This window comes from Propioniciclava sp. (genome assembly GCF_029977985.1).
Classification (GTDB): domain Bacteria; phylum Actinomycetota; class Actinomycetes; order Propionibacteriales; family Propionibacteriaceae; genus Propioniciclava.
On sequence record NZ_JARKOT010000014.1, the window covers coordinates 22,791 to 36,788 of the forward strand.

A 13,998-nucleotide genomic window follows, 5' to 3' on the forward strand; every position below is an offset into this window, starting at 1 on the left:
CCGCACAGAGTCGATCGAAGGGGATGATCACATGACCGAAGCCACCCAGCCGAAGCAACTCACCGGGGCGCAGGCTCTCGTCGAGTCGTTGGAGCGGGTCGGGGTAGACGTCGTCTTCGGCATCCCCGGCGGCGCCATCCTGCCCGCCTACGACCCGCTGGGGCAGAGCCAGTTGGTGCGCCACATCCTGGTTCGCCACGAGCAGGGCGCAGCGCACGCCGCCGAGGGCTACGCGATGGCCACCGGACGCGTCGGCGTGTGCATGGCCACCTCCGGCCCGGGTGCCACCAACCTCGTCACCGGCCTCGCCGATGCGTACATGGACTCCGTGCCGATCGTCGCGATCACGGGTCAGGTCAACTCGACCGCGATCGGCACCGACGCCTTCCAGGAGGCGGACATCCGGGGCATCACGTTCCCCATCACGAAGCACAGCTTCCTCATCACCCGCCCCGAGGACATCCCCGGCGCGATCAAGGCGGCCTTCCACATCGCCGGCACCGGTCGGCCCGGTCCCGTCCTCGTCGACATCAGCAAGGACGCCCTCGCCTCGACCGCGCCGTTCACCTGGCCGAGCACGGTCGACCTGCCCGGCTACCGGCCGACGATCAACCCGCACGCGCGGCAGGTCCGGCAGGCGGCGCGGCTGATCGCGGAGGCGAAGCGGCCGGTGCTGTATGTGGGGGGTGGCATCGTCAAAGCGCAGGCCTACGCCGAGCTCAACGAACTCGTGAAGATCAGCGGCATCCCACTCGTCACCACCCTCATGGCGCGCGGTGCCGTGCCCGACAGCGAGCCGCTCAACCTGGGTATGCCCGGCATGCACGGCACGGTCGCTGCTGTCGGTGCGCTCCAGCGGGCCGACCTGCTCGTCGCCCTCGGCACACGGTTCGACGACCGGGTCACGGGGAAGCTCGACACTTTCGCGCCGCACGCGAAGGTCATCCACGCCGACATCGATCCCGCCGAGATCGGCAAGAACAAGCCGGTCGACGTGCCGATCGTGGGCGACGTGAAACTCGTCATCGCCGAGCTGAACCAGCAACTGCGCGGCGCCGACCTCGGCGACCACTCGGCCTGGGTCACGTACCTCTCCCACCTCAAGGCGAAGTACGCCTTCACCCCCGAGCCCACCAAGGACGGCGTCCTCAGCCCCGAGTACTGCATCAAGCGGCTCGGCGAGGTCGCGGGCGACGCGATCTACGCCGCCGGCGTCGGCCAGCACCAGATGTGGGCCGCGCACCTGTTGCCCTTCGAGAAGCCCGGCCGTTGGCTGAACTCCGGCGGCGCCGGCACGATGGGCTACTGCGTGCCTGCCGCGATGGGTGCCCAGGTGGGCGCACCCGGCGAGGTGGTGTGGGGCATCGACGGCGACGGGTGTTTCCAGATGACCAACCAGGAACTCGTCACCTGTGCGCTGAACGGTATTCCGATCAAGATCGCCGTCATCAACAACGAGTCCCTGGGCATGGTGCGCCAGTGGCAGACGCTGTTCTACGGCGGGCGCTACTCCAACACCAACCTGGAGTCCCGCCGCGTCCCCGACTTCCCGATGCTCGCCGAGGCGATGGGGGCGGTCGGCCTACGCGCCGAGACGCCGGACGAGGTGGACGAGGTGCTGGCGAAGGCGATGGCGATCAACGACCGCCCGGTGGTGGTCGAGTTCGTCTGCCACAAGGACGCGATGGTGTGGCCGATGGTGGCCGCCGGCACGAGCAACGACGACATCATGATCGCCAGGGACCTGGCGCCCGACTGGGAGGACGAGATCCTGTGAGTACCTACACGTTGAGCGTTCTCGTCGAGAACAAGCCGGGCGTCCTGGCCCGCATCTCCGGGCTGTTCGCCCGCCGGGGTTTCAACATCGAGTCGCTGGCCGTCGGCCAGACGGAGCGGCCCGAGATCTCGCGCATCACCCTCCAGGTGGGCGTGGAGAGCGAGCAGGTGCTGGAGCAGATCACCAAGCAGCTCAACAAGCTGGTCGAGGTGCTCAAGATCATGGAGCTGGACGACGCGTCCGCGGTGCGCCGCGAGATGGTCCTCATCAAGCTGAAGGCCGACCCGGCGACGCGCAGCCAGATCATCGAGATCGTGCAGCTGTTCCGCGGCAAGACGGTCGACGTCCATGCCGACAGCTTGGTGGTGGAGGCCACCGGCTCGCCCGACAAGCTGGACGCCCTGTTGGAGATGCTGCGCCCCTACGGCATCCGCGAGCTGGTCCAGTCCGGCCTCGTCGCGGTCGGCCGGGGCAGCAAGTCGCTCACCGACCGCGCCATCAAGGGCGGTCGCCAGGCGATCCGCTGATCTGCGGCCACGCCGGCCTTTCGGCCACACTGGTCCCACACACCGAACCGACTTCACAACAAGGAGAGACAACCCATGGCAGAGATGTTCTACGACGACGACGCCGATCTGGCCGTCATCCAGGCCCGCAAGGTCGCCGTCATCGGCTTCGGTTCGCAGGGGCACGCGCATGCGCTGAGCCTCCGCGACTCCGGCGTCGACGTCCGCGTCGGCCTCAAGGAGGGCAGCAAGAGCCGCGCCAAGGCCGAGGCGGAGGGCCTGCAGGTCCTCAGCGTGGCGGACGCCGCCCGCTGGGCCGACGTCGTCATGATCCTGGCGCCCGACCAGTACCAGCGCGGCATCTACGCCGAGTCGATCGAGCCCAACCTGGAGCCGGGCAACGCCCTGTTCTTCGCGCACGGCTTCAACATCCGCTTCGGCTACATCAAGGCCCCCGAGGGCGTCGACGTGTGCATGGTGGCTCCGAAGGGCCCCGGCCACCTGGTGCGCCGCGAGTACTCGGAGGGCCGCGGCGTCCCCGTGATCGTCGCCGTCGAGGTGGACGCCACGGGCGAGGCCTGGCCGCTCGCCCTCGCCTACGCGAAGGCGATCGGCGGGCTGCGGGCCGGCGGCATCAAGACGACGTTTACCGAGGAGACCGAGACCGACCTGTTCGGCGAGCAGGCCGTCCTGTGCGGTGGGGCGTCCGCCCTCATCCAGGCCGGTTTCGAGACGCTGACCGAGGCCGGCTACCAGCCAGAGGTCGCCTACTTCGAGTGCCTCCACGAGCTGAAGCTCATCGTCGACCTCATGTACGAGGGCGGCATCGCCAAGCAGCGCTGGAGCATCTCCGACACCGCCGAGTTCGGCGACTACGTGTCCGGTCCGCGCGTCATCGACGCCCACGTCAAGGAGTCGATGAAGGCGGTGCTCGCCGACATCCAGTCGGGTGCGTTCGCGAAGCGCTTCATCGACGACCAGGACGCCGGAGCCCCCGAGTTCAAGCGGTTCCGCGCCGACGCCGAGAAGCACCCGATCGAGGCGACCGGCAAGGAGCTGCGCAAGCTCATGAGCTGGGTCAAGTCCCACGACGACGACTACGTCGAGGGCACCGCGGCCCGCTGACCGCCCCGAACTCAAACCACGAACGCTCCCCGCGCCGCGGGGAGCGTTCGTGTGTTCGACCGGAGGCCGGGGGGAGGGTCAGCCGACCGCGATCCGCTGGCCGACCTGAATGCGGTGCGGGTTGCTGATCGTGTCCCGGTTCATCGACCACAGCGCTTGCCAGCCGCCGGCGATTCCCTGGCGGGCGGCGATGCGGCCCAGCGTGTCGCCTCGCTTCACGGTGTAGAACTTCGAGCCCGTGGCCGGCGTGGCGGTTCGGGAGGAGGAACGCGACGTCGTCTGGCTGGCCGCTGCGGCGGAGGAACTGGTCGAGGCGCCCGGCGTGTAGGCGGTGGCCCCGCCGTTGGCCTTGGTGAGCCCGGCGCGCTTGCCGCACGTGGGCCACGCCCCCGGCCCCTGCGCCGCGAGCGTGCGCTGGGCGACGATGATCTGCTGTTCCTTCGTCGCCTGGTGCGCGAGGGGGGCGAACTCGGTGCCGCCGAACGCCCGCCACGTGGAAGCGCTGAACTGCAGGCCGCCGTAGTAGCCGTTCCCGGTGTTGATCGACCAGTTGCCGCTCGACTCGCAGGCGGCCACGGCGTCCCACACGGTGCCGGCGTGCGCCTGGGGCGCGCCGAGGAGTGTGCCGCCGAGGCTGACGGCGCTGGCGGCGAGCACAGCCGCGACGCGCTGTCGGGTTCGTTTCATGGGTGTTTCCTTTCGGTGGGGACCGGCCCCGGACTAGGCCGAACGCAGTAACCGTACGACAAGACTGAGACGCTGCCAAGAGCAGCCTGAAAGATTCACAGGGAAACTGGCATGTGCCCGACCTGGGTCGGAGGCAGCCGCGACCCGGGGTGCGCGTGGGTCGTCGGTGGGGCGTGGCATGCTGTCGGGCGTGTCCGTGACAGTGCAACGAGGCCTGACCCCCGAGGAGGTGGCGCAGCGCGTCGCCGCAGGCCAGGTCAACGCGCTGCCGCCGCGCAGCGGCCGCACGGTGGGCGAGATCGTCCGGGCCAACGTGTTCACCCGCATCAACGCGATCCTCGGCGTCCTGCTCGTCATCGTGCTGGCCACCGGATCTTGGATCAACGGCGCGTTCGGCCTGCTCATCATCGCCAACTCGGCCATCGGCATCATCGGCGAGTTGCGCGCGAAGCGCACGCTCGACAACCTCGCCGTGCTCGGCGAGGCTCACCCGCTCGTCCGCCGGGCCGACGGGGAGCACCGGGTGGCGCGCGACGAAGTGGTGCTGGACGACCTGATCGTGCTCACGCCGGGCGACCAGGTGGTCGTGGACGGCGAGGTGGTCGAGGCCGACTACCTCGAGGTCGACGAGTCGCTGCTCACCGGGGAGTCCGACCCCGAGCCGAAAGGGGCCGGCGACGCGGTCATGTCGGGCAGCTTCGCGGTCTCCGGCTCAGGCACTTATCGGGCCACCAAGGTGGGGGCCGACGCGTACGCCGCGCAACTGGCGGACGAGGCGTCCCGGTTCACGCTCGTGCGCTCGGAGTTGCGCGCGGGCATCGACCGGATCCTGCGGTTCATCACCTGGCTGTTGATCCCGGTGGGGCTGGCGACCATCGTGGTCCAGCTCATGTACGCCGGCGTCGATTGGCGCCAGGCCGTCTTGCGCATGGCGGCGGCGCTGGTGCCGATGGTGCCCGAGGGACTGATCCTGCTCACGTCGACGGCGTTCGCGCTCGGTGTCATCCGGCTCGGCCGCCGCCAGTGCCTCGTGCAGGAACTGCCGGCCATCGAGGGCCTCGCACGGGTCGACGTGGTGTGCGCTGACAAGACGGGCACCCTCACCGAGAACGGCATGCGCTGCCGCTCGATCGACCCGGTCGGCGGGCATGACGCGGGCGAGGCCGCCGAGGTGCTCGCCCAACTCGTCGCTGCCGACCCGCACCCCAATGCGTCCATGCAGGCGATCGCGGAGTCGGTCCCGGCTGCGGCGCGGCCTTGGACGCCGACCGCACGCGCCCCCTTCACCTCGGCCAAGAAGTGGTCCGGGATCAGTTTCGCCGACGCAGGCTCCTGGGTGCTCGGCGCGCCCGAAGTGCTCGCGTCGGGCCAACTCGTGGCCGAGGCGGAGGAGATCGCCGCCCAGGGCCTCCGCGTCCTGCTCGTCGGTCGGGCCGAGCTGCCGGTGGACGCCGACGGTGCCCCCGGCGCGGTCGAGCCGCTGGCGTTGGTCGTCCTCGAACAGCGCGTTCGGCCCGACGCCGCCGGCACCCTGGAGTACTTCGCCGACCAGGGCGTGCAGGTGAAGGTCATCTCGGGCGACAACGCCCGCTCGGTCGGCGCGGTCACCCGCGAGTTGGGCGTCGTGACCGGCGACCCCGTCGACGCTCGCACCCTCGACACCCCGGAGAAGCTGGCGGACGCCGTCGGCACGGCCAGCGTCTTCGGGCGCGTCACGCCGCAACAGAAGCGCGGGATGGTGCACGCCCTGCAGGCCGACGGGCACACCGTGGCGATGACGGGCGACGGGGTCAACGACGTGCTCGCCCTCAAGGACGCCGACCTGGGGGTCGCGATGGGCTCCGGCTCGTCGGCGACGCGCGCCGTCGCCAAGGTGGTGCTGCTCGACGATCGGTTCGCGACGCTGCCGCACGTCGTCGCCGAGGGACGCCGCGTCATCGGCAACATCGAGCGGGTCGCCAACCTGTTCCTCACCAAGACGGTGTACTCGGCCCTCCTGGCGCTGCTGGTGGTGCTCTGGCGGGTGCAGTTCCCGTTCCAGCCCATCCACGTGACGATCACGGGCTGGTTCACGATCGGCATCCCTGCGTTCCTGCTGTCGCTCGCGCCCAACCACGAGCGCGCCCGGCCGGGCTTCGTCGCCCGCGTCATGCGGCTCGGGCTGCCGTCGGGGGTGATCATCGCCGCCGTCACGTTCGTCACCTACTTGCTGGTGCGGCCGGCGTCCGGGCTGGACAGCGAGGCCGGGCGCGAGCAGGTCGCTGCTGCCTGCTTGGCGGCCCTGATCGTCGCTGCCACCTGGGTGCTCGCCGTCGTCGCCCGACCCTACGAGTGGTGGCGCATCGCGCTCGTGGCGGCGTCCTTCGGGGCGTACGCGTTCATCTTCCTGCATCCGCTCACCCAGGACCTGTTTCATCTCGACTCCTCCAACACGCTGATGATGGTCACCGGTCTGGCCGTCGGTGGTGTGGGCGCCGTGCTCGTCGAGTTGGTGTGGTGGATCCGGGGGTGGGTCTTCGGCGAGAAGCACCGCTTCTGGAAGAGCCCCGAGCTCGATCCGCGCGAGGCCTGACGCCGCAACCCTCAGAGCCGTGCGGCGATGGCGTCTCCGACCTCTGCGGTCGAGCGGGGGGCACTGCCGCGCTCGGCGACGTCGGCGTCCACGGCGGCTTCGATGCGGGCCGCCTCGTCGCGGAGACCGAGGTGGTCGAGCAGCAACGCCATCGACGAGATGGTGGCGGTGGGGTCGGCGATGCCCTTGCCGGCGATGTCGGGCGCCGAGCCGTGGACGGGTTCGAACATCGACGGGAACGCCCCGGTCGGGTTGATGTTCGCGGACGCCGCCAGCCCGATCCCGCCGGTCACGGCGGCGGCCAGGTCGGTGATGATGTCGCCGAACAGGTTGTCGGTCACGATCACGTCGAAGCGCTGCGGATCCTGGACGAGCATGATCATCGTCGCGTCGACGTGCAGGTAGTCGGTCGTGACCTCCGGATACTCCTCGGCCACGGCGGTGAAGATGCGGTTCCACAGGCCGCCCGCGTGCACGAGCACGTTGTGCTTGTGCACGAGCGTCACGTGCTTGCGCCTCCGCATCGCCCGCTCGAACGCATCGCGGACGACCCGCTCGACGCCGCGCGCCGTGTTCACGCTCACCTCGTTCGCCACCTCGGCGGCCGTGCCCTTCGCGAGCGATCCGCCGACGCCCGCGTACAGCCCCTCGGTGCCCTCGCGCACCACGGTGAAGTCGATGGGGCCGCGCGCCACGACGGCGTCCGACAGCGGCGTCACGACCCCCGGGTAGAGCTTGCTGGGGCGCAGGTTCACGTAGTGGTCGAACGCGAACCGCAGCCGCAGGAGGAGGCCGCGCTCGAGCAGCCCCGACGGGATCGCCGTGCTGCCCGGGGCGGCTCCCACCGCGCCCAGCACGATAGCGTCCGCCTGAGCGATCTCGGCCAGGATCGAGTCGGGCAGGACCTCGCCGGTCCGCTGCCAACGCTCGGCGCCGAGGTCGTAGGGGACGAACGCGAAGGCGTCCTCACCTGCGGCCGCCGTCAGCACCTTCAGGCCCTCGGCCACGACCTCGGGGCCGATCCCGTCTCCGCCGATCACAGCGATGCTCTTGGTTGCTCGGTTCACGACCGCCCAGCCTAGCGAGAAGGGCACGGACGCCGTCGTGGTCGTCTCACGGAGGCGGGGGCCCGGGCGAGTATCGTGACCCCCATGCCTGTGGAGTTCGACGTTCAAGCCAACGCGGCCGCCCGCACCGACGACGAGGTCGCGCAGATCCTCGCCGACCCCGGTTTCGGCGACCACTTCACTGACCACATGGTGACGATCGCCTGGACGAAGGACGCCGGCTGGCACGACGCCGTGGTCAAGCCGTACGGCCCGTTCGTGCTCGACCCCTCGGCCGCCGTGCTCCACTACGGGCAGGAGATCTTTGAGGGACTCAAGGCCTACAGGCACGCCGACGGCTCGGTCTGGCTGTTCCGGCCGGAGCGCAACGCGGCGCGCCTGCAGACCTCCGCGGCCCGCATGATGCTGCCGCAGCTGCCCGTGGAGGACTTCGTCGAGGCGGTCCGCCAACTCGTGACGGTGGACGCCCGCTGGGTGCCCACCATGGAGGGGGAGCAAAGCCTCTACATCCGCCCGTTCATGATCGCCTCTGAGGCGTTCCTCGGCGTCCGCGCGGCCCAGGGGGTCACGTTCGCGGTCATCGCCTCGCCCGTCGGACCCTACTTCGGGCCGGCGGGCGTCAAGGGCGTCGACATCTGGGTGACCGACGAGTGGGCCCGCGCCGGCATCGGCGGCACCGGCGCCGCCAAGTGCGGCGGCAACTATGCGGCCAGCCTCATCGCCCAGTACGAGGGCTACGACCACGGGTGCACGCAGGTGATGTTCATCGAGGCGTCCGGCAAGGACCGCGTCGAGGAACTCGGCGGCATGAACGTGTTCTACGTCACCGCCGACGGGGAACTCGTCACCCCCGAACTCACCGGGACGATCCTCGACGGCATCACCCGCGACTCGATCCTGACGGTCGGCGCCGACCTCGGCCTCACGCCGGTGCAGATGCGCCTGTCGGCCGCCGAGGTGTTCGGCGGCATCGCCTCCGGGCGCTTCGTCGAGGCGTTCTGCTGCGGCACCGCGGCTGTCATCAGCCCCATCGCAGGCTTCAAGAGCCAGGCGGGGGAGTGGCGTCCCGCCGATCAGTCCTTCGGACGCACCCTCCAGATCCGCGATGCGGTGCTCGACATCCAGTACGGTCGAGCAGAAGACCGTCACGGCTGGATGCAGCGCGTCGTCTGACGCGCCCGAGGAGGACTTATGACGAGCCCGGTCACCGAGCAGCGCGGCAACCTGATGCTCGGTCTCGTGCTGGGGGCCCTCGCGGGCATCATCGCGATCGTGCTGGCCTGGTTCGCGCTCGTGCCGCGCACGGCCGTTACGGCGACCACCACGCCGAGCCCGACGGCCGCCAGCACCGAGCTGGCCCCCGCCGATCCCGCCTCGACGCCCAGCGCCGACGCGACGTCGGCGCCCACGTCCACGGCCACGCCGGGAGACTCGGCCTCCCCGGCCGACACGCCCAGCGCAACCCCCAACCCGAACGTCGTCACCGAGTTGCAGGCCGGCACGTGGGTGACCGTCCTCAAGTCGCTGCCGCAGGGGTCCGTCTCCGCCGAAGAGGCCCTCGCCCAGGCGGCCACGATGGGCAACGAGATGCACCGCCCCGTCGTGCTCGACAGCAACGCCTTCGGGTTCACGCCGAACTACTGGGTCGTCGCCGTTCCCGGCGCCGCCTCCGCCCAAGATGCCGTCGCCGTCTGCACCGACCTGCACATCGACGACCGCAACCGGTGCTACCCGCGCGAGGTCAAGGGCTGAGGCGGCGGTGCCCCTCTCCCGGCGGCGTCTCCTGACCGCGGCCGCGCTCGCGCCCCTCGCGGTACCCCCAGACGCCGCCGCGGCCCCCGCCGTTCCCGCGATCCGGTCGCGCGCCGAGTGGGCCGACGGACGCGCCGCACGGGGACCGTTGGCCGCCGAGGACGACGTGCGCTTCCTGCTCGTTCACCACACCGTCACCGCCAACGACTACGCCGCCGAAGCCGTGCCCGCGGAACTGCGGAAGGTGTACGCCTTCCACACGAGCGCCGAGCGTGGCTGGCCCGACATCGCCTACAACTTCTTCGTCGATCGCTTCGGCACCCTCTGGGAGGGCCGCACCGGCAGCCTCACCGGCCCCGTGGCGGCGGATGCCACCGGGGGCTCGCAGGGGTTCGCGCAGCTCGTCTGCTTCCTGGGCGATTTCACGCAAGCTCCCCCGACCCCCGATGCGATGGACGCCGCGGCTCGCCTCTGTGCGTGGCTGGCCGACCGCTACGCCATCGACCTCACCGCTCCGGTCACGTTCACCTCGCGCGGCTCGAACCGCTGGAAGCGCGGTGCCGAAGTGACGACCGACCCGATCGCCGGCCACCGCGACATGTCCCTGACCGCCTGCCCCGGCGATGCCCTCTACCCGCTCGTCCGCACCCAACTGTCGCCGGCCGCCCTCGCTTTCCAGCGGGCCGCGGCGACGCCCACGCCCACCCCGCTGCCGACGCCATCCCCGACGCCGGCCAGCACTCCCGCGGACGCAGCAGCCGCTGCGACGGGCACGGATCCGGCGTGGATCGTGGGCGGTGCTGGCGCCGCTGCGCTCGCCGCCGCCGGGGCGGCGTGGGCGATCCGGCGGCGCTCAGCCGGCGAGCAGCCGGATCGCGAGCGCCAGCCCGCCGCCGAAGAGGGCGCAGACGAACCCGATGAGGAACCCTCGGACGGTCAGTGACATCCCCGGGCGGGTGGCCGGGGCCGCCTGCGCCGCAGGGATGGACACGGGCGCGTAGGCCGCGGCCGGGCCCACGGGCTCGCGAACGGCCGTCGGCAGCACCTCGGTCGGCGCCTCGCGCAGATGGTCGCGGTACAGCGCGTCGGACGCCGCCGGCGCCGGCTCGGCGACGGGGGGTTCGACCACTGGCGGCTCGGCGACGAGGGGTTCTGGGGCAGGCGGGGCGATGGGATGGACGCGCGTGGCGTCGGGATCCTCGGTGGGGGCGGGGATGGCCGCGTGGACGCAGGTGGCTTGATCGTCGTCGGCGGGTGCCCCGGCCCACGCGTCGTCTGCCCACTCCGCACCCTCGGGAGCCATGACCTGCGTGGGGTCGTCCTCGGCGACCGGCTCGGGTTCCGGCTCCAGTTGCTGGACGGGTTGTGGCACGGGTTCCGGCTCAGGGTCGGGGACGACCACGGGGGCCGGCTCGGGCTCCGGCTCGGGCATCGGGGTCGCCTCGGCGGCCGGGGCACCCGGCCGGGCCCCCAGCACCTGGATCAGGGTGCTGCGCAGGAGGGGCGACGACACGGGCGGGACGAGGAAGGTGAGGGGACCGGCGGCGTCCGGCAGGTCGAAGCGGAGCCACTGCTCGCCGCCGAGGGTGAGTGCGGAGAAGGTGCCCCGGGCGTCCGGGTCGATCGAGACGCCCCGGTGGTGGTCGACGCCCGCCGCGTCCCGCCAGACGACCCCGGCGCGTGAGTGTTGCAGGACGAGCGCGCCGTAGTCGATGCGCTCGTGCGGCAGCCCGACGGGGATGACGAACTCCACCGGCTCGTCGTCGGCGACCATGCGGGAGAACCGGGACGCCCCCCCTGCGAGCACCCGGCGGGACAGCTTGGAGAAGCGGTCGTCGAACGGGGCCAGGTCGAGAGCCGCGACGGCTCCGCGGCTGATCCGGTCAGCGAGGTCGGGCATGCGGGCAGCTCCTTTCAGGGTCTGGGCCGAGCATAGCGACGACGCCGGGCCCCGCCCGTGCGGCGCACGCGGACTGGCCCGCGTCGGGCTTCAGGACAGCATCAGCCGAGCGCTGCGACGGCGGCGTCGTAGTCGGGCTCCTGGGTGGTCTCGGGCACGAGTTCGGTGTAGATGACCGTGCCGTCGGCGTCCACGACGACGACCGAGCGAGCGTTGAGGCCGGCGAGCGGGCCGTCGAGGAGGCGGGTGCCGTAGTCGTCTGCGAACGACGAGCGGAACGTCGAGGCGGCGACGACGTTGTCGATCCCCTCTGCGCCACAGAAGCGGGCCAGGGCGAACGGCAGGTCGGCGGAGACGCACACCACATCGGTGTCCGGCAGCCCGGCGGCGAGTTCGTTGAACCTGCGGACGCTCATCGCGCACACCCCGGTGTCGACGCTCGGGAAGATGTTGAGGACGACGCGCCGCCCGGCGTGGTCGGCGAGCGTGACGTCTCCGAGGTCGGTGTCCGTCACGGTGAACGCGGGAGCGGGGGTGCCCACCGGGGGCAGGTCGCCGACGGTGTGGACGGGATTGCCCTTGAACTTGGTTTCAGCCATGGCCCGATCCTTCCATGCGGCGCACGCGCCTCCAAGGGCGGCCGGGAGCCGCACTGGCCGCGTCCGTCTCGGCCGGCGAGACCGCCGTGACCCGCGGAGGGGGCACCTGACACCATCGAGCGGTTGACCCGGTGCACCTGCGCCGTATGCCACGAGAGAAGGACGGCCGATGACGACCCTCCCCGTCGCCCCTGACGAGTTCCACCTCTACGACACCACGTTGCGCGACGGTGCCCAACAAGAGGGCCTGCGGCTGACCGTCGCCGACAAGCTGAAGATCGCACGGCTGCTCGACGATCTCGGCGTCACGTTCATCGAGGGCGGCTGGCCCGGCGCCAACCCCAACGACACGGCGTTCTTCGCGGCCGCGGCGTCGGGGGAACTCAGCCTGAAGCATGCCCAGCTGACTGCCTTCGGCTCCACCCGGCGGGTGGGCGGCAAGGCGTCCAGCGACCCGTTGACCAAGGCGTTGCTGGACGCGGAGACGGAGGTCATCTGCCTGGTCGCGAAGAGCCACGACGAGCACGTCTTCCGGGCGCTGCGGACCGACCTCGCCGAGAACCTCGCGATGGTCACCGACACGGTGACGTTCCTCACGGGCGAAGGCCGGCGGGTCTTCGTCGACGTCGAGCACTTCTTCGACGGCTACCGGGCCAACCCCACGTACGCGCTCGAGGTCGTACGGACGGCCGCGGACGCCGGCGCTGAGGTCGTCGTCCTGTGCGACACCAACGGCGGCATGTTGCCCGCGTGGATGGGTGAGATCGTGAGCGCGGCGGGCGCCATCGGCGTCGAACTGGGCATCCACTGCCACAACGACACGGGGTGCGCGGTGGCCAACACCCTCGCCGCCGTCGATGCCGGCGCCATGCACGTGCAGGGCACGATGAACGGCCACGGCGAACGCACGGGCAACGCCGACCTCATCACCGTGCTCGCGAACCTGCAGCTCAAGTACGGCTGGAGCATCGTCCCGCCGGGGAACCTCGCGAAGGCCACCTCGATCTCGCACGCCGTCGCGGCGGTCACCCACATGCAGCCGAACGCCCGCCAGCCCTACGTGGGTCACTCTGCCTTCGCCCACAAGGCCGGCCTGCACGCTTCGGCGATCAAGGTGGACGCCAACCTCTACCAGCACACCGACCCGACCTTCGTGGGCAACGACATGCGCATGCTGGTCTCCGACATGGCGGGGCGCGCCAACATCCAGCTCAAGGGCGGCGAGCTCGGCTTCGACCTGTCCGATCGCGACCTGGCCGCGAAGATCACCGACGTGGTCAAGCAGCGGGAGGCCGACGGCTACAGCTACGAGTCGGCCGACGCCAGCTTCGAGTTGCTCCTGCGCGACCAACTGGGCGCCTTGACGCGGCCGTTCGAGGTGCCGCGCTGGCGGGTGCTGACGTTCAGCGAGCCGACCGACGAGGGCGACTCCGAGGCGACCGTGAAGGTGCGCGTCGGCTCGGTCGTGACCGATCGGGTGGGTGAGGCCTACGGGCCGCTGTCCGCCCTCGACATCGCACTGCGGCAAGCCCTGACGCCGGCCTTCCCGGCCGTGGAGAGCTACGAGCTCATCGACTACAAGGTGCGCATCATCGAGATGGGGTCCGGCACGGACGCCATCGTGCGCGTCCTCATCGACACCACCGATGGCGAACGCACGTGGACCACGGTCGGCGTGGGCACCAACGTCGTGGAGGCGTCGTGGGAGGCGCTCCATGACGCCTACCTCTGGGGTCTGATGCCCCGCTGAGGTCGGCGCCGCTGAGCGCCGCCCGCCGAGGTCTGGTCGTGGCTAGTGTCGTGCGTCATTAGTTCGTTGACGGTGTGGGATGATGGGGCATGCCATCATCAGTTGTGGAACTGAGTGATCAAGATCGCTTGACGCTGGAGGCTTGGACGCGGTCGAGCACGGTGGCGGCGGGTCGGGCTGAGCGGGCTCGGATCGTGTTGGCCGTCGCGGAGGGTGTCGGGACGACGCGGGTGGCTGAGCGGGTGGGAGTGTCGCGGCCGACT

General features: G+C 70.8%; 13 protein-coding genes. 9 read left to right on the top strand and 4 right to left on the bottom strand.

Annotated elements, in window-relative coordinates; translation table 11 throughout:
- Positions 1-13 precede the first annotated feature (13 nt).
- From Q1K57_RS01245 to ilvC, 3 genes are all read left to right on the top strand, one after another.
- A complete protein-coding gene (locus Q1K57_RS01245) occupies positions 14-1,777 on the top strand; it encodes an acetolactate synthase large subunit (protein WP_300078065.1) in 1,764 nt (587 codons plus the stop codon).
- The gene (gene ilvN, locus Q1K57_RS01250) at positions 1,774-2,304 is read left to right on the top strand and encodes an acetolactate synthase small subunit (protein ID WP_300078033.1); all 531 of its coding nucleotides are present in this window, start codon (positions 1,774-1,776) and stop codon (positions 2,302-2,304) included. Before Q1K57_RS01245 ends, ilvN begins: the two co-directional genes overlap by 4 nt.
- A gap of 75 nt (positions 2,305-2,379) precedes the next feature.
- On the top strand, positions 2,380-3,408 hold the full coding sequence (gene ilvC / locus Q1K57_RS01255) for a ketol-acid reductoisomerase (RefSeq protein ID WP_300078036.1): 1,029 nt from the start codon (positions 2,380-2,382) through the stop codon (positions 3,406-3,408).
- 78 nt (positions 3,409-3,486) lie between these two features.
- On the opposite strand, the gene Q1K57_RS01260 is transcribed toward ilvC, so the two are convergent.
- Positions 3,487-4,095: a transglycosylase family protein gene (locus Q1K57_RS01260; protein WP_300078039.1), complete on the bottom strand. Its 609-nt coding sequence runs from the start codon at positions 4,093-4,095 to the stop codon at positions 3,487-3,489.
- A gap of 190 nt (positions 4,096-4,285) precedes the next feature.
- Here Q1K57_RS01260 and Q1K57_RS01265 point away from each other — a divergent pair, with 190 nt between their 5' ends.
- A complete protein-coding gene (locus Q1K57_RS01265; RefSeq protein ID WP_300078042.1) occupies positions 4,286-6,667 on the top strand; it encodes a cation-translocating P-type ATPase in 2,382 nt (793 codons plus the stop codon).
- A gap of 11 nt (positions 6,668-6,678) precedes the next feature.
- Here Q1K57_RS01265 and Q1K57_RS01270 read toward each other — a convergent pair whose 3' ends face one another.
- Positions 6,679-7,734 carry a 3-isopropylmalate dehydrogenase gene (locus Q1K57_RS01270; protein ID WP_300078045.1) on the bottom strand — a complete coding sequence of 352 codons (1,056 nt, stop codon included), beginning with the start codon at positions 7,732-7,734 and terminating at the stop codon, positions 6,679-6,681.
- A gap of 84 nt (positions 7,735-7,818) precedes the next feature.
- On the opposite strand from Q1K57_RS01270, the gene Q1K57_RS01275 reads away from it, so the two are divergent.
- Genes Q1K57_RS01275 through Q1K57_RS01285 form a run of 3 tightly spaced genes read left to right on the top strand, consistent with a single transcriptional unit; the run spans position 7,819 to position 10,429 of the window.
- Positions 7,819-8,907, top strand: coding sequence for a branched-chain amino acid aminotransferase (locus tag Q1K57_RS01275; RefSeq protein WP_300078048.1), 1,089 nt, complete (start codon positions 7,819-7,821; stop codon positions 8,905-8,907).
- A gap of 18 nt (positions 8,908-8,925) precedes the next feature.
- On the top strand, positions 8,926-9,486 hold the full coding sequence (locus Q1K57_RS01280) for a hypothetical protein (protein WP_300078051.1): 561 nt from the start codon (positions 8,926-8,928) through the stop codon (positions 9,484-9,486).
- 7 nt (positions 9,487-9,493) lie between these two features.
- Positions 9,494-10,429: an N-acetylmuramoyl-L-alanine amidase gene (locus Q1K57_RS01285; protein WP_300078054.1), complete on the top strand. Its 936-nt coding sequence runs from the start codon at positions 9,494-9,496 to the stop codon at positions 10,427-10,429.
- Here the strand turns inward: Q1K57_RS01285 and Q1K57_RS01290 are convergent.
- Both Q1K57_RS01290 and tpx read right to left on the bottom strand, forming a co-directional pair.
- Positions 10,340-11,386 (bottom strand): hypothetical protein, encoded by a 1,047-nt coding sequence (locus Q1K57_RS01290; RefSeq protein WP_300078057.1) that lies wholly within the window; start codon positions 11,384-11,386, stop codon positions 10,340-10,342. The genes Q1K57_RS01285 and Q1K57_RS01290 overlap by 90 nt on opposite strands.
- Positions 11,387-11,487: 101 nt before the next feature.
- Complete coding sequence (gene tpx, locus Q1K57_RS01295; protein WP_300078060.1) at positions 11,488-11,985, bottom strand: thiol peroxidase; 498 nt, start codon at positions 11,983-11,985, stop codon at positions 11,488-11,490.
- A gap of 169 nt (positions 11,986-12,154) precedes the next feature.
- Here tpx and cimA point away from each other — a divergent pair, with 169 nt between their 5' ends.
- Both cimA and Q1K57_RS01305 read left to right on the top strand, forming a co-directional pair.
- Positions 12,155-13,735 (top strand): citramalate synthase, encoded by a 1,581-nt coding sequence (gene cimA / locus Q1K57_RS01300; RefSeq protein WP_300078062.1) that lies wholly within the window; start codon positions 12,155-12,157, stop codon positions 13,733-13,735.
- A gap of 89 nt (positions 13,736-13,824) precedes the next feature.
- A partial coding sequence (locus Q1K57_RS01305) for a helix-turn-helix domain-containing protein (protein ID WP_300077376.1) occupies positions 13,825-13,998 on the top strand: 174 nt, incomplete at its 3' end.